We start from the raw sequence: 16,639 nt of genomic DNA, 5'->3' as shown, positions 1-16,639 counted from the left end.
ACATAATTAAATTTAAAATTGACCAGACCAATACGACATCTGATCAATTCCTGCATTTAACTCCGTCAATTTTTGTTCTTTTTCATTAAGTTCTTGTTGTAGTGATTTAGCCCATTCCGAAACAGAATTAATCTTCTCATTAAGTTCATTTATTAAATTATCTTTCTCTGCATTTTCTTTTTGTAACTTCATTGCCCAATCTGAAACTTCACTTATTTGTTGATTCATATTTAGAATTATTGAATCTCTGTTTTCAAGCTCTTCTTGTTGTTTATTAACCCACTCCGATATTTCTTGTATTTTTTTATTTAAATTCATAATTAAGTCGTTTTTAAGTGAGCACTCTTCTGATAATTCGTTTTCTATTTCTTTCAGCTTTTTTATTTTTGTCTTAATATCATTGATCTTTTCTAAGTCAAAAATATAAAAATAATTTTTAATAAACATATCTTCATCATGTTTATTAGTTTCCAATTGCTCATGAAGTTCAATAAAATAATGACTAATTATGCATTTATCAAAGAGTTTGACACTGCCATTTGATTTTCTTATATTGTACATAACAGGATATTCGCAAAATGAATTTATAAATCTACTATCAAATGAAAGAGCATTTAAAGCTATTTTATTTACCATAAAGCAACTTTCGGAACATTCGAGCAATATTTCATTCTCTGGTTTTGGCTCAAACAATTTTTTATAATTAATTTTATCACAATCAATATCTATTCCCAAACAATGATTTCCATAATTAACTCCATCAACATATAATTGCGTAAAATTAACAAAGTCAACGTCATTTGATTCTAGCAGATATATGCGTAGATGATGAAAGAATTTCGGATCAAATAATATATCACTGTGGCAAAAAATAATAAAGTTATTATTCGCAATTTCAATACCTTTTTTATACAATTCTGCTTTACTTGTTTTTTTCTTGAATTGATAAACAAAACTTGAATTTTGTTGAGCTATATCTACTGATCTGTCTATTGAGGCATTATCTATAAAGACGATTTGGTTTGGCTTGTAATCACAATTATTCAAACTTTTAAAGAATCCGTAACAGTACTCCTCTGCGTTTTCATTAATTACGACAAGTGTTATATTATCCATAACTCCTCCTAGATAATATTATATCTGCAGCCTCCCTCACACAACCTTGGCCTCCGGGTCTTTCACATATATAGGAGGCACTCTGCTTAATTGTGTTATGTCCATCTGATGGAGTAAAGGAGTAAAAAACATGTTTCATACAATCTAAATCATTTATGTCATCGCCAATATAAATTGTTTTGTCGTATGAATATTCTTTATGTTGACTAAAAAAATCATCCAGAAATTTTTTTTTGTCTTTAATTCCCATAAAAACAAAATCTATTTTTAATTTCGTTGCACGATTTTGAACGATACTAATATTTTCAGATGTTAGAAACATTACAGATATTCCTGCATTTCTTAATAATTCAATTCCTTTTCCGTCTTTTGTATTAAATTTTTTCAGCTCATCTCCTATCTCTGAATAATACATTCCAGAATCTGTAAGCACTCCATCAACATCTGAAATAAATAAATTAACACCATTAAAATCTAATTTTTCTTGAGACTGTGTTAGTTTTTTTTTCAATTGTTCTGCAATCAACCAATCTGCTTCTTCGTCAATTTCAAAATAAGTTTCTTCTTTCATTTCATACAATGTTATTTTCCCTGAAATCCTACATCCAGTGCTGAGTAATTTCGACCGAGAAGTAATATAAAAACACCCATTTTCAACCAAAAAACCTTTATTTTCTTGTCTCCTAGGTCTTTCCATTGGATTATAATTTATAGGTATCGCTCCTACAACAGGAGAAGCTTCACTCCAAATAAATCTTTTTTGCCTAACAACTGAGAGTAAGCTATCACAATCACTATGAATGTATTGATTAATAGCCTCATCTAGATCTTGAGACTCTACTAATGGTGAAGTTGCTTGAATTAAGATAATATTGCTAAATAAATGATTATAAGCGAATTCCATCATTGCAGATTCAGTTGTAGCAACATCGCTTGCTGTTTCATCACTTCTACGAATAACATTAACATTTTTAAAAGCAAATTGTTGTACTGCCATTCTTATTTCTTCGCTATCTGTCGAAACATAAACCTTGTCAATATATCGACAATTAACAGCTGCATATATCGCCCAATATACAAGTGGTTTACCATTAAATAGCTTAATGTTTTTCAATGGGATTGATTTACTTCCACCCCTAACTGGAATAAATGCTACAAACTTATTATCATCAGTTTGATTCTCTCTTAAGTTTCTTACGCTGAACCCTTTCAATTTCTAGTAAATCCTCCTTCTTATAAGTCAGGGCTTTACTTACATTAGTTATATCCCTGACTAACTTTCTTAAACCGTCTGGTTCTAAGCTTGCGGCATGGTCAGTACCTTTCCATGTCCGATTTAAAGTAAAATGTCTCTCAAAATAAGTTGCTCCAAGGGTTAGAGCTGCAATATCTGCTGCAATTCCAAGATGATGTCCAGAGAAACCTATTGCTTTAACTGACTCACCATATAATCTTGAAACTCGTTCAATATCAAGCAATGACAAATCTTCAAAACTAACCGGGTACCCCGAAACACATGAATATATCACTAGATCTTTATTTCTTTTCTCCTCAATGAAGAACTTTAGAATTTGTTCTTCTTCCTTTGGAGTAGTCATACCAAATGATAAATGAATTTCCCCAGTATAGTTTTGGGTCAAATATGAAAGCATTTTAAAATCGAGATTACATGCAGATGGTATTTTTATCATTTTTGGAGATAGCGAAGTTATTTCTTTAGCTGAGCTTAGATCCCATACTGAAGTACTGTAATCAACATTATATTGATGGCATGTTTCAATTAACTCTTTATGTTGGTCCAAACTAAACTCCAAGAATTCCCTATGCTCTCCATATGTTTTTCCATAAGAATTTTCCGGATGAGGATGAGGAGCGTTATATTCTAATTCAGATAAAAGTTCTTTTGGGTTTCTTTTTTGAAATTTAACGACGTCTACATTGCAAAATTGAGCTGCTGTTTTTATCATTTCTTTGGCAATTTTCATATCACCTTTATGGTTACATCCTATTTCAGCAATAACAACATTTTTATTTTTATTCAACTCGATCAACTCCTAATTTTTCATAACATAAACTTAAAATTCTTTCCAAAGCATTTCCGTCATTTAAATAATTCATAAAATTTGCAGCATCTCTCTGATCTAAACAATTAGAATCAAGCAAGTTGGAAAAATCGCTCCAGATTTGTTCAACACAATAAACTCCAAAAGCCGCTTTCATCCTTACAAAAGGAAAAAAGTCTTTTTGATCGACTAAATTTATTAACATAAGTGGTTTCTCTAGTATAACAGCATCTATTGCAGTTGTTGAAAAAAAAGTTATAACAGCATCTGATACAGCTATTAACTCTTCTGTATTTTTGTATTTACATACAATTGCAGTTGATTCCGAAATCTCATTAACATGCTGTTGTATATCTATAATTTGCTGATCTGGATGAACTTGAAATATTAATTGAACATCATCAAAATCCTTTGCTCTTCTTGTTACAGCTTGAACTCCACTTATAATTTCATTTTTTGTAGGTCTTCCTCCTGCCCCCACACCTTGTGTTGTGAAGAGAACCCATTTCTTATTTTCATCTATGCCTAACAATGGAGCGACTTGCTTCTTATTTGTTTTGATATTTAATGTTCGATCAAAATTCATACCACCAGTAACTATTATTTTGTTTTCAGGGACCCCATTTTGAATTAGATACCTTTTTGTAAACTCCCCCCAAGCAGCAAAAGTTTCTCCTTCAAATGGAGCGAATGCATGTAATGAATAATCATTTGGAGTCCCATGCTGTATTATCATATTAGGGATATTATTCTGTTTACAATATCTTATGGCATTTCTTAATATATAATTAACTTCAATTGCAATAAAAAGATCTGGCTCTACTAACTTAAGACAATTAATTAAAGGCTCAAGACCCCATGAAATATCGAAGTTTTGTCTCCTTGGCAAGTTGGTGAATTCGTCCAACATTATATAAGGAATATTGTGATATCTAGCCAAATTTTCCTCTTCTTTAGTCATCAATACTAACGATAACTTAATATTTTTATCATCTATTAATCTAATTAACAGTGGTATTAACTTTTTTAGATGTCTTTCCAGATAGGTAAAAACAACTATTTTTTTCATGCTTCTTCCTCAGATCATCATTTATTTTGATGACACATTAATATCTATATCTTGAATGAATGCCCCCGCATAAAGTCTTTTTGAGCTAATTACCTTATATAAAAGAACATCGTACCTTATCTGCATTTGAACAATTTCATCATTCTCAATTTTCGCCAGAGAAAGAGCTATTGTATAGTCATTAGGTACGAAGCTTGCCTTGAGCTTAACATGTACTATATAAGTCTTTCCTTTTTTAACATTTTTAATCGGAAAATCATCAAAAGACGAAGTACCGTTAAAAACCACTAAATCTTGACCTTGAATATTCCTTAAACCAAAACCAAAATAGATTTGATCGTTGTCCTCTTCTGCTACAAATTCTGCTTTTATAGCAATAGTACTACCTACTTCATACTGAGTTTCAAAGTTCCCCTTTTCGTCAAATAATCCTATTCTTGTGAATCTAGCCCCACCTACACCATACTTATATTCATTTTTGTTATACCATATCGAATCTTCAATTAATTGCAAAGATTTATCTCCGGTATTACTAAGGACTAATGATTCTTTATTTAAATTTTTTTCTTCAATATCTAGTTTTCGCAATATTTTAAGATATGAATTTACAACATCTTTAGGAGCACCTATCTCTTTTAATACTCCATTATCAATAAGTATCGCTCTACTGCAATACATTTTTATCGCTTCCAATGAATGTGTCACAAATAAAATAGTTTTCCCTGCTTCTTTAAATGATTCTAATTTTGCGTAACATTTTTGCTGAAATCTTACATCACCAACACTAAGAGCTTCATCAACAATAAGAATGTCTGGATCAACATTAATCGCCACAGCAAATGCTAATCTCACAAACATGCCACTGGAATATGTTTTTACTGGTTGATAAACAAAATCACCAATATCAGCAAATTTCAATATTTCATCTAGTTTAGAATCCATCTCAGATTTACTATATCCCATGATGGTACCATTAAGATATATATTTTCAATTCCTGTGTACTCCATATTAAAACCTGCACCAAGTTCTAACAATGCTGATATCTTTCCTTTAATTTCAATGGAACCTGATGTAGGAGTAAGCACACCAGTTATCATCTTAAGTAAAGTAGATTTTCCCGAACCATTTTTTCCGACAATACCCAAAATTTCTCCTTGGCCAACTTTAAAAGATATGTTATTAACAGCCATAAAATTTTTGTGGTATTTTTTCCCTATAGGAAGAAGCGATTCTTTTAATCTATCAATGGGTTTATCATACAGTTTATACAATTTAGAAACATTATTCACTTGAATAACAAATTGTTCACTTTGTTTTTCCACAATAAATTCTCCTTTATAACACATCTGCAAAATGAGGCTTTAATTTCTTATATAAAACTATTCCAATAATGAGTACAATGCAAGTGAACGACCAATAATAAAATGATAGCCCTGGATTTTCCCAAAACCACTTCTTATAAATAAAAGATTCTCTATAACCGTTAATAATATAATAAAATGGGTTTAACGTTAATAGATCATGGTATTCAATAGGTATCATTTTCAATGACCAAAAAATGGGCGTTAACCAGAAACCAAATTGAAGCACCATATTAATAAATTGACTTATATCTTTTAAAAATACAACTATCGAAGAAGTAATCAACGAAATCCCAATAATTAATATAATTGAGGAAATTGTGTAATATATTCCTTGTAACCAATATAGGTCGAAAGAATAACCATACAAATAAAACATAATAATGAGTATGCATAGAAAAAATAAATGAATTATCAGTGAAGAGGTGATTTTAACTATAGGAAGTACACTTAATTTAAATACAACTTTCTTAACAAGATGAGTATTTTCTAGAAAACAATTAATAGAGTTTGAAATACTATCTTGAATAAAAAACCATGGAATAATACCAGTAATTAACCACAATATAAACGGAAAATCATCTACCGGCATATTTTTAAATCCTACCTGAAATACGAACCAAAATATCAAGATACTTACTGTCGGTGGTATAAAAGCCCATATTACACCTAAAGTCGAACCAAGATATTTCGATTTAAAATCATTTTTGGCTAATTCACCAATTAGTTTAAAATTTCTTTTTAGTTCGGGAAAATTCAGCATTTCGCATTCCTCTTTTGACTTTTATTGTAAGATCTAATCTCCAAGTTAATTCTAGCAAAAATAAAATGTCATTGCTACTCTGTTCATATTTATATAGTAGCACCCTTACCTTTATAGATTCCATTAAATTATTATGGTAAGATATTGTCGTATTTTGGAGCTAGAACTATAAATATTCCTTCACTTCTATAGTTGAGTGCCTTCTAACATAAGGTGTGATAAAATTATAAACATATTTTTAAATAAATAAAGGAGAAAACACATGTCATACAAAAATCCAAAGAGTTCGACAAAAAAAGCTATGGCAAAAGACGAGCGAACCTCCATCTTATTCTGGATACTTTTAGGCTTAACAGTTCTTTTTTTATTTTGGGCACCTTTTCAAAAAGGACTATTTAACGGAAATACCTATGATTTCGAGAGACCTCTATTCAGTTCTTTTATCTGGTCAGCTATTATTCTCTTCCTTGTCTCACTCTTTCAATTTTATAATTGGAAGTTATCTAGTCAAAGAGACCTTATAAGTATCGTCATCTGGTTAATACCCATCAGTTATGTTATATCTCTAAGTTCTTCTGCCTCATCGTATTATGCACAAAATGGAATATATATACAACTGCTTTATGTAGTATTTTTTTTGGTAGGTCTGTATATTAATCGCTCGGAATCAGGTACTAATCTTCTTAGACGATTTTTTGTAGCTTCAAGTTATTTTGTAGTCCTATTCGGGTTATTTAATTGGCTTGGAAATAAAGCCATCATTTTTAATATGGTTTCCTGGTTCACGAACGGTATGGATGGTTTTGGATTTTATAAAGATGCTGTAATGACAGATGCAAATGGGTTTCGTTTAACTTCCATATTCCAATATGCTAACTCATACGCTGCTTATTTAATTGCCATTTTATTCTGCTGCATCTACTTAATTATCAGTTCAAAGAAACTGATTCCGACACTTGTACACGGTATGATGGCTGTGCCGATCATTATTTCTTTTTTCCTTACTCTTTCCAGAGGCGGACTTGTTATTTTGCCGATTGTTTTGCTAGTAATACTACCTTTCCTGAAACCTTATAAACAAGTACTTTACCTTGTTCATTGTATTATTTCGTTTGTTATTTCCTTAGTGATTTTAAATAAAGTTACTTCCTTAGGAATTGAAGTTAATAAAGAATCTATACCTAATATCTCTTACCTTGGCTGGGGAATTTTGCTGGCAGCTTCTCTAATCAATGGTGTAATTTCAGTGGCAATTCAAAAATGTGAACCATTTGTTGAAAAGAAATTGAGTAATATCTCGAAATACCGTGTATCAAACATTTTTATTCCTGCAGTTGCAATTATTATTGGAGCTCTTGGAGTTCTTCTTCTTCTTTATGGAACGGGACTAACCCAGCTGCTTCCGGAAAACATTAAAAATCGTATCGAAAGTATTAATTTCCAGCAGCATAGTGTTCTGGAGCGCGGAACCTTCTATGTAGATGCGATTAAATTATACAAAGATTACCCTATTATAGGCGCAGGCGGAGGAGCTTGGGCAGCACTTTATGAGAAATACCAAAATAATCCTTACGTAAGTAGACAAGCTCACAATTTCTTCCTTCAGTATTTAGTTGAGGTTGGTGCACTGGGTTTCCTTATTTTATTGTTTGTTATTGGATGGGTTTTATATCTCTTTATTAGACACTCCATTAAAAGTCAGTCTGCCGCTAGCGACGACAAACGATTCATGTTCTACATTGTCACAATTTCGTTACTTGTTCATAGTATGATCGACTTTGACTTGAGTTATGTTTATTTGGGAGCCCTTCTATTCCTTTCCTTAGGGGGGATGATTTCGGGTTCTGAGCAACCAGCATTGTCCGAAAAATGGCTCGCTTTCAATAAATACAAATGGATTTATCCTTCTGTGCTTGTGGTCTTATCCATCTTTATGTTCTTTAGCTCGACGAAGATGTTAACTGCCAACAGTAATTTTCAATCCGCTTTATCATTGGCTCAGTCCAGTAAAACTATTAATGAGGTTTTCATTCCGTTGGATAATGCATTAAAGCAGCATCCAAACCACCCAGACTATGCATCGTATAAGATTGACCTTTTACTTCAAGCTTATAATCAAACCAAAGATGAAAAACTCTTTAATCAGGCTACGGATATGATTCAAAAGACCCGGGCGAAGGAACCTCATAATAGAGCACTTATTGACAAGGAAATTTACACCTTGGCCATTAAAGACCAGCTGCCAAAAGCTCTAGAGCTCGTGAACAATGAAATTAACAACTTTCCTTGGGACATTACGCTTTATGAGAAAAACATTCTGATGAACTACGACTTGGGGACAAGATCTCAATCGGACAAAGCTTTAGCTGAAAAATATTGGAGCCAAGCCATGGAAACTTACAATACTATGGTAAACAAGTCTAAAGAATTAGAGCTTCTCCCTAAAGGTCAACAGCAAGGACGTCCTTTCGGCTTAACCAAAAATATGGCTTTTACTTTGGGACAGATTGAATTTATGCATGGAAAGTATGCGTCGGCAGAATCTTTTTTAAAGTTCCAATTGAATGATCAATTCAATGAACAGGTCGATGTTGAGATGGCTAGATGGTACTTAGCCTCACTTCAGAAACAAAATAAAAACGATGAATCCTTATATAATAAGCTGATTACCAAGGATCCTAAAGAAAAGGATGAAATTAACACGCTGTTAAACGCAACTTTTTCCGTTAAATAACGTTCTATTATTTGGGAGTTTGTTTTTTTGAGCAAAATGCTACCAATTTTAGTCGATAGATGTTAGAATGGGTTTTATGTTTTTTTAAAACTGTTTAACTAGGCCTAGCCTTGTTATATAACTTCCGTCGAGAAAGGAGGTGAATGACGATAATGGCGAACAATAATCTTCACAAAGGATCAAACAGAGAAAGAAATAGGAGGAGAAATCTGGTGTTAAATCGCACTTTCGTAAAGAAAACATCTGCATTGCTATCATTAATGCTTGTTATCGCAATGATGGTTCCTGTGCTGGCTTTCGCCGCCACTGGATTTTCAAGCTTGACTTATAGGAACGGTTCTGTAACCGGCAGCGTATATTCCGACGTTTATCTAGATTCCAGCGTTGGTGACGCAGTATATGTAAACGTATATAGCCCTGATGGTAAGTTCTTGACTGCTACTAAGGCTGTATATAACAACGTTTACCAAGAAGGTAAAGGCTGGTTCTACGATATCCAAGGTATTTCCAACATTAATGGTTACAACTCGCTAACTGTTAATACTACTGTTTATAAAGAGGGCGTAGTGTCCGTTGGTGATTCCGTTTACTCCACTGTAAATAACACTTCTACAACCCCTGGTAATGGCGGTGGTAGTAGCCGTGGCGGCGGTGGCGGCGGTGGCGGTGGTATCAGCACTGGTAGCACTATCTCCGTAAGCAGCGACGGTTCTGTTGATGCGAACACACTGACCAATGCTTTGGCAAACAACAACACAGTTACTTTGAACCTTTCCGGTGATCTTGCCCTTCTTCCTGCTTCCGCATTGGTTGATGCAGTAAAAGCTGGCAAAACCATCATTATTGTTAACAGCAATGGTTCTTTGACTCTTCCTCTTTCGGTACTTAATTTGGACGATCTTTCTAAAACGCTTGGCGTAGAAGTAAAAGATATGAAAATTAAAGTATCTATCGCTAAAGTAACTGGCGAAACTGCAGACGCTGTGAAAGCTGCTGCAACAGCACTGGGTGCTACTCAAGTAGCTGACGCAGTTGACTTTAACGTGGTAGCAGTGGATAACGGTAGCAAGACTGCAGCGGTTGACTTCGGTAAAACCTATGTATCTCGCTCCATCAAAGTTTCCAAATCTGTTGATTCCAAATTTGTAACTGGTGTTCTTTACAACGAAACAACGAAAAAAGTAAGCTTCGTTCCTTCCACTTTTGCAACTGCAGATGGTGAAACAACAGCTACTTTGAAACGTAACGGCAGCAGCATCTACACTGTAGTTGAATCCAAGAAAAGCTTTGCCGATGTGGCTTCCCACTGGTCCAAAGCTGATGTAGAGCTTCTTGCTAACAAATTGGTTGTTGACGGTGTGACTGATACAGCATTCCAACCAGACCGTAACATTACTCGTGCTGAATTCGCAGCATTGGTAGTTCGTTCTTTGGGACTGTCTTCCGCAGCAGCAACTAGCAGCTTTACTGATGTTAAATCCGATGCTTGGTATGCAAGCACTGTAGCTACTGCAGCTAAAGCTGGCATCATCGATGGCTACGAGGATAAAACTTTCCGTCCAGATGCTCAAATCACTCGTGAAGAATTGGCAGCAATGGTTATCCGTGCAATGAACTATGCTGACATCGCTACAAGTGTTTCGGATCCAGAATCCGTACTGAGCAAATATAAAGATTCCAACAAAATCGTATGGGCTCAAAAAGAAATCGCTGCTGCGATCAATGCTGGTTTGATCAACGGTATGACTGATGATACTATCGGTTCCGACAGCCAAGCTACTCGCGCACAATCAGCTACTATGCTGAAACGTTTCTTGAGCGTTGCGAACTTCATTAACTAATAAGTTTATGAAGGAAGACTCGATACTTCGGTATCGGGTCTTTTTTTTATGTAGAGTTTTCGGTTTGTCCCTTCGCTTTAGGATAAGTTAGCAAACTCACATTCATCTACAACACTCGGATAACTTAAAGGGGAACGGTAACCGAGGTCAAACAATTGCATGTAACCGTACAAGCAATAAAGGCCCTGTATAATAACTTAATGATCCATGCGTTGAGCTTCATGGGATCATTTCAGCGCGTGTTTCTTTCGTGTCATGCTAATTACACTAGGGGCTTCTTCACTATCTCTTCAAGCTCCATACAGCTTCTATAGTCTTCCTCCATATGGATGGTACTATTCTTCTTCTCCCCTTTGCGAAGCCTGTTTGAGTACACGGTAGAATTCAATTTTATGATATAAACCAGTACATGGCCTATGCTTGTCACCAGCAGGTATTTTCCGTCGATGCCTTTATACACACAAATACCTCCGTACATAAGTCTCTTAGCACGCCTGGGCTTGCTTACCCCTCCCACCGGACTTTCATCAGCTACATCTGCTTGTTTACACATAAAAAACCGGCAGCCCTCACTCGAAAGTGATAGCTGCCGGCTTTATATTGCCGGAGGCAGATGGATTACATCATGCCGCCCATGCCACCCATGCCGCCCATGTCAGGCATAGCTGGTTTGTCTTTTTCTGGTTTGTCTGCGATAACCGCTTCGGTTGTCAAGAACATAGCTGCAACGGAAGCTGCGTTTTGCAGTGCGGAACGGGTTACTTTAGCAGGGTCAACGATACCGGATTCGAACATGTTAACCCATTCGCCGGTAGCAGCGTTGTAGCCGATGCCTACGGCTTCTTTTTTCAAGCGCTCAACGATAACGGAGCCTTCTTGCCCAGCGTTAGCTGCGATCGTGCGTACAGGCTCTTCCAGAGCGCGCAGAACGATGTTTACGCCTGTTTGCTCGTCGCCGGAGGATTGTACTGCCGCAACTGCATTGTATACGTTCACGAGGGCTGTACCACCGCCAGAAACGATACCCTCTTCAACTGCTGCACGAGTAGCGTTCAGAGCATCTTCGATGCGAAGCTTGCGCTCTTTCAGTTCAGTCTCAGTAGCAGCACCAACTTTGATAACGGCTACGCCGCCAGCCAATTTAGCCAGACGCTCTTGCAGCTTCTCTTTGTCGAAGTCGGAAGTGGTTTCTTCCAATTGCGTACGGATTTGGGAGATACGAGCGCCGATGTCTTTTTTGTCGCCTGCGCCGTCCACGATGATTGTGTTTTCTTTCGTTACGCGGATTTGACGAGCTGTACCCAATTGCTCAGGACGAGTGGATTTCAATTCCAAACCAAGCTCTTCCGTGATCACTTGTGCGCCAGTCAATGCAGCGATGTCTTGCAGCATAGCTTTACGACGGTCGCCGAAGCCAGGAGCTTTAACCGCTACGCAAGTGAACGTTCCACGAAGTCTGTTCATGATCAGGGTTGCCAAAGCTTCGCCTTCCACATCTTCAGCGATGATCAAAAGCGGTTTGCCTTGTTGTACGATTTTTTCAAGCACAGGCAAGATCTCTTGAATGTTGGAGATTTTTTTATCTGTGATCAAGATGTATGGGTTATCCAGAATAGCTTCCATTTTGTCCGTATCCGTGATCATATACGGAGAAATGTAGCCACGGTCAAATTGCATACCTTCTACTACTTCAAGCTCAGTAGCGAAGCCTTTGGACTCTTCAACGGTAATAACGCCGTCTTTGCCCACTTTTTCCATAGCTTCAGCGATCAGTTGGCCTACTTCATCGTCAGCAGCAGAGATAGCAGCTACTTGAGCGATAGATTGTTTGCCTTCGATGGTTTTGGAGATGTTCTTCAGCTCTTCTACAGCCGCTTTAACCGCTTTGTCGATCCCTTTACGGATTACCATTGGGTTAGCGCCAGCTGTTACGTTTTTCAAGCCTTCGCGAATCATAGCTTGTGCAAGAACCGTAGCTGTTGTAGTACCGTCACCGGCTACATCGTTAGTTTTGGTTGCTACTTCTTTAACGAGTTGAGCACCCATGTTCTCGAATGCATCTTCGAGTTCGATTTCTTTAGCAATGGTAACGCCATCGTTAGTGATCAACGGGCTGCCGAATTTTTTCTCCAGAACCACGTTGCGGCCTTTAGGACCCAAAGTAACTTTTACGGCATTCGCCAAAGCGTCTACACCACGCAGCATCGCGCGACGAGCGTCTTCACTGAATTTAATTTCTTTTGCCATGAGTGATACCCTCCCGAAAAATAAGTTTGTATTTAAAGTCGTACCATTATTTGCATCGTAAGTAAAAAGCTCGCTCGCTCATAAAGCAGCAGCTTATAGGCTAACTTAAGTAAAGGCCCCTCAATTAAGCAAGTACGGCCAGAATGTCGCTTTCACGCATAATCAAAAGCTCGCGGCCATCAAATTTCACTTCAGTGCCTGCGTATTTGGAGAAAATGATGCGGTCGCCTTCTTTAACCTCAAGCGGTACGCGCACTCCGTCTTTAAGAGCGCCGCTACCAACTGCTACGACTTTGCCTTCTTGCGGTTTCTCTTTTGCTGTGTCTGGCAGCACGATACCGCTTGCTGTGGTTTCCTCCTTAGCAATGGCTTCAATGACTACGCGATCACCCAACGGTTTGATCATGAGAAAATAGCCTCCTTTAGATTATGGTTGTTTTCATATATCCCGTTAGCACTCGAATATGCTAAGTGCTAACAACACTTATTATGATAATCAGTTTGTGTGAATTTTGCAAGTGGTTTTATGCATTTTACGGAACTTTCACACCCCACTCATTGTATCCATCCAAATTCAAAATATACGATGTCGAATAATAGTGCAAAACTTCCGTAGACTAGCTTTCTCCGGACCGCTGCAAAGCATTGCCCGGCAGGAAACGGCACACAAATCGGTCCCGTTACCCGAGAACAATTCTGTATGTACGAGAAGCATCGAATTCAGCAACCCCATTAAAAAAAACGGCCCGTCCTCCGGTGATGAAAAAAAGCCTGCCCTCGGCCAATCAGAGACTGACAGAAGCAGACTTATTTGGCGCCGTATTCTTCCTCCCAGGCTTGATCCTTAAGGAGCTGCTTGCGGTATACTACGCCGGACAGCAGTACGCTGCATTCATACAAAATAATCATAGGAACGGATACGATGACAGCCGACAGCATATCCGGAGGCGTAATCATCGCAGCGATAATGACGAGAATCAAATAAGCGTAACGGCGAATCTTATGCAGCCTCTTAGGGTTTAAGATACGCAGCTGGGTCAGAAACATTATGACAATCGGCAGCTCGAACAAGAGTGAGATCGGAACCAAGATATTGAACATAAACGAAAAATATTGGGCAGCGCCGTAGGTTTCCTCGAGCCCCAATCTTTCCGAAATGCCCGATGTAAACATAAACGCCATTTTAAATACGACAAAATAGGCAAAGGCCAGTCCGATCAAAAAGAGTAAAAAGGCAAACGGAACAAATTTGAGCGATGCCTTTTGCTCTTCTTCCCGCAGACCCGGTTTAAGAAAAGCCCAAATATGATATAAAGCGACGGGAATCGTCAGAATAAGTCCGGTTACCAAAGCGAAGCTCATGTACATACGGATAGAATCCCAAGGCGAGAACACGTGCCATGGAATGTTTTTGGCAGGCGAGACGCTCTTCAAATACATAATAAGCGGCTGAGCTACGATAATGCCTATGACCATTCCGATAATGAGCACGAGCAGCACCCACATAATCCGTTTGCGAAGCTCACTGAGATGCTCGACCAGCGTCATCCCTTCATCGTTCTCTTTCATTTGTTCACCAACCTGCTGTGTGAAGTGAATAGTGATTAATCCGGCAGCCTGCGCGAATCTGCGGCCGGTCGTTCCTGCTGGCTCGTTCCGCCCGTTGCTGCTTGCTGACTGCCGCTCGGATTCGTTCCGGACGGTGTGACATCTTTGCGCTGTGGCTGTGGCTGCGGTTCGCTATCGTTCAATCCGCTCATCAAATCATTGGCGGTGCTTTTAAATTCCCGGATCGTCTTGCCTAACGCTCTGCCGAGCTCGGGCAGCTTTTTGGGGCCGAATAACACCAACGCCACGATAGCGATAAGCAGTATGTGAGAAATACTCATAGGACCTCCTTCATCATGCTCTAATCTTGACCAAACAACAAGCTAACATCCGTATAACCCTCCGTACCCCATTTCGACGATATCTTCACGCGTAATGAGCTCGCCCGCACAAATTCGCGGCAGCAGAACATCGAACGAGGTGTACGGATCATGCATCACGCAGCCGGGAAGGCCCATAATAGCCGTCTCGCCCAAGTAGCCAATCAACAGCATGGAGCCGGGAAGCATCGGTGTCCCATAGCTTACTATGCGGGCTCCCGCCTGCTTAATGGCACCCGGAGTCCGGTCATCCGGATCTACGGACATCCCGCCGGTCACAAGGATCAGATCGACCTTTTGCTCTTCCAAAAAATAACGGATTTCGCCGGCAATCGTGTCGCTATCATCCGGTGCCAGCCTTTGCTCCACCACTTCGGAGCCGAGCGCCGCTACTTTTTCCCTGACAATAGGACCGAATTTATCCTGAATCCGTCCCTTAAATACTTCACTTCCTGTAGTAATCAAGCCTACACGGAGCGGTCGAAACGGCTTGACCTCAACCAACGGCTGGCTCGCCCGCTTCTCTACTTCTATGATTTTGTCCTCTTCTATAATAAGAGGAATCACCCGCGTGCCGACCAACGCCTGTCCCGGTTGTACGACCGTATTCGTCTTGATCGTGGACATCACAATCTGCTCCAGGCTATTCACCGCATCGACCAGCGGCTTGTGTACCTTGGCTAACCCATGAATAGAGGACTTCAGCGTGACCTTCCCTTCATGGGGCTCCGTCAGCACGACATTGCATCCCGCCGCTGCCTTGGCCATTCGCTTGGCCGCTTCATCCTCATGAAGCCAGCCTTGCTCCAATGACATGGCATAAATGTGCTCCTTGCCGATATTCAAAAGGGCCGGGATATCGCTTTCCTGGATTACGTGGCCCTTCTTGAACAGACGGCCCTTGAACTCGCCGGGCAGAATCTGCGTCAAATCATGCGCCAGCATCATCCCGACGGCATCCTCTACCCTAACCTCACGAAGCATGCTGTCAGGCTTCATAGCCATGATCTCCTTCGCGGCCAGTCAGGATGCCCAGAGCATGGGGCAGCTGATCCATGATGGCGGCCAAATTTTCCGATACGCCCTTGGGGCTGCCTGGAAGATTAATGATCAGCGTTCTTCCGCGAATCCCGGATACCGCCCGCGAGAGCATCGCTCTAGGCGTCTTTTGCATCGAGATCATTCGCATCGCCTCGGCAAATCCCGGAGCTTGGCGATCAATCACTTCCAATGTCGCTTCCGGTGTTACATCCCTGGGGGCCAAGCCCGTTCCGCCTGTGGTCAAGATAAGATCAACCTTGAAATAATCGGTCATTTCGATCAGTGCGGCCATGATTTCGTCCTTTTCGTCCGGCACTACACGGTATTCAATAATTTCCCCGTTAATTTCCTCTTCGATCAGCTCCCGAATGACTTGGGCGCTCGTATCTTCACGCTCTCCCCGGGATCCTCGGTCGCTTGCGGTTAAAATCGCCACTTTCCAACGCATAAGCTTACTCCTCTCCATGGGCTTATT

Annotated in this window: 14 protein-coding genes; 2 read left to right on the top strand and 12 right to left on the bottom strand. The window is 39.0% G+C overall.

Going from position 1 to position 16,639, the window contains the following annotated elements; translation table 11 throughout:
• Positions 1–12 precede the first annotated feature (12 nt).
• Genes ABEA66_RS01025 through ABEA66_RS01000 form a run of 6 tightly spaced genes read right to left on the bottom strand, consistent with a single transcriptional unit; the run spans position 13 to position 6,373 of the window.
• Positions 13–1,116 carry a glycosyltransferase gene (locus ABEA66_RS01025; protein WP_345585223.1) on the bottom strand — a complete coding sequence of 368 codons (1,104 nt, stop codon included), beginning with the start codon at positions 1,114–1,116 and terminating at the stop codon, positions 13–15.
• Complete coding sequence (locus ABEA66_RS01020) at positions 1,109–2,329, bottom strand: cytidylyltransferase domain-containing protein (RefSeq protein ID WP_345585221.1); 1,221 nt, start codon at positions 2,327–2,329, stop codon at positions 1,109–1,111. The genes ABEA66_RS01025 and ABEA66_RS01020 overlap by 8 nt, the downstream gene beginning before the upstream one ends.
• Positions 2,286–3,158, bottom strand: a complete 873-nt coding sequence (locus tag ABEA66_RS01015; protein ID WP_345585219.1) for an N-acetylneuraminate synthase family protein — start codon at positions 3,156–3,158, stop codon at positions 2,286–2,288. Before ABEA66_RS01015 ends, ABEA66_RS01020 begins: the two co-directional genes overlap by 44 nt.
• Positions 3,151–4,248 (bottom strand): UDP-N-acetylglucosamine 2-epimerase, encoded by a 1,098-nt coding sequence (locus ABEA66_RS01010; RefSeq protein ID WP_345585217.1) that lies wholly within the window; start codon positions 4,246–4,248, stop codon positions 3,151–3,153. Before ABEA66_RS01010 ends, ABEA66_RS01015 begins: the two co-directional genes overlap by 8 nt.
• Before the next feature lie 21 nt (positions 4,249–4,269).
• Positions 4,270–5,571 (bottom strand): ABC transporter ATP-binding protein, encoded by a 1,302-nt coding sequence (locus ABEA66_RS01005; RefSeq protein ID WP_345585215.1) that lies wholly within the window; start codon positions 5,569–5,571, stop codon positions 4,270–4,272.
• Between the two features lie 13 nt (positions 5,572–5,584).
• Complete coding sequence (locus ABEA66_RS01000) at positions 5,585–6,373, bottom strand: ABC transporter permease (protein ID WP_345585213.1); 789 nt, start codon at positions 6,371–6,373, stop codon at positions 5,585–5,587.
• Positions 6,374–6,635: 262 nt separating this feature from the next.
• On the opposite strand from ABEA66_RS01000, the gene ABEA66_RS00995 reads away from it, so the two are divergent.
• Together ABEA66_RS00995 and ABEA66_RS00990 are read left to right on the top strand one after the other, a co-directional pair.
• The gene (locus tag ABEA66_RS00995) at positions 6,636–9,107 is read left to right on the top strand and encodes an O-antigen ligase family protein (protein WP_345585211.1); all 2,472 of its coding nucleotides are present in this window, start codon (positions 6,636–6,638) and stop codon (positions 9,105–9,107) included.
• 152 nt (positions 9,108–9,259) lie between these two features.
• Complete coding sequence (locus ABEA66_RS00990) at positions 9,260–10,948, top strand: S-layer homology domain-containing protein (protein ID WP_345585208.1); 1,689 nt, start codon at positions 9,260–9,262, stop codon at positions 10,946–10,948.
• 618 nt (positions 10,949–11,566) lie between these two features.
• Here the strand turns inward: ABEA66_RS00990 and groL are convergent.
• The 6 genes from groL to mog form a co-directional block, all read right to left on the bottom strand.
• Complete coding sequence (gene groL, locus ABEA66_RS00985; RefSeq protein WP_079913837.1) at positions 11,567–13,195, bottom strand: chaperonin GroEL; 1,629 nt, start codon at positions 13,193–13,195, stop codon at positions 11,567–11,569.
• 124 nt (positions 13,196–13,319) lie between these two features.
• Positions 13,320–13,601 carry a co-chaperone GroES gene (gene groES / locus ABEA66_RS00980; protein ID WP_079913836.1) on the bottom strand — a complete coding sequence of 94 codons (282 nt, stop codon included), beginning with the start codon at positions 13,599–13,601 and terminating at the stop codon, positions 13,320–13,322.
• Positions 13,602–14,002: 401 nt separating this feature from the next.
• Positions 14,003–14,764 carry a twin-arginine translocase subunit TatC gene (tatC, locus tag ABEA66_RS00975; RefSeq protein WP_079913835.1) on the bottom strand — a complete coding sequence of 254 codons (762 nt, stop codon included), beginning with the start codon at positions 14,762–14,764 and terminating at the stop codon, positions 14,003–14,005.
• Positions 14,765–14,799: 35 nt separating this feature from the next.
• Positions 14,800–15,084 (bottom strand): Sec-independent protein translocase subunit TatA/TatB, encoded by a 285-nt coding sequence (locus tag ABEA66_RS00970; protein ID WP_192704635.1) that lies wholly within the window; start codon positions 15,082–15,084, stop codon positions 14,800–14,802.
• 42 nt (positions 15,085–15,126) lie between these two features.
• Positions 15,127–16,122, bottom strand: coding sequence for a molybdopterin-binding protein (locus ABEA66_RS00965; protein ID WP_345585199.1), 996 nt, complete (start codon positions 16,120–16,122; stop codon positions 15,127–15,129).
• Positions 16,112–16,612 (bottom strand): molybdopterin adenylyltransferase, encoded by a 501-nt coding sequence (mog, locus tag ABEA66_RS00960; protein WP_079913832.1) that lies wholly within the window; start codon positions 16,610–16,612, stop codon positions 16,112–16,114. Before mog ends, ABEA66_RS00965 begins: the two co-directional genes overlap by 11 nt.
• Positions 16,613–16,639 lie beyond the last annotated feature (27 nt).

Origin of the sequence: Paenibacillus vulneris, assembly GCF_039543185.1 — a bacterium.
GTDB lineage: Bacteria > Bacillota > Bacilli > Paenibacillales > NBRC-103111 > Paenibacillus_S > Paenibacillus_S vulneris.
This window is presented reverse-complemented; position numbering and strand designations above follow the sequence as displayed.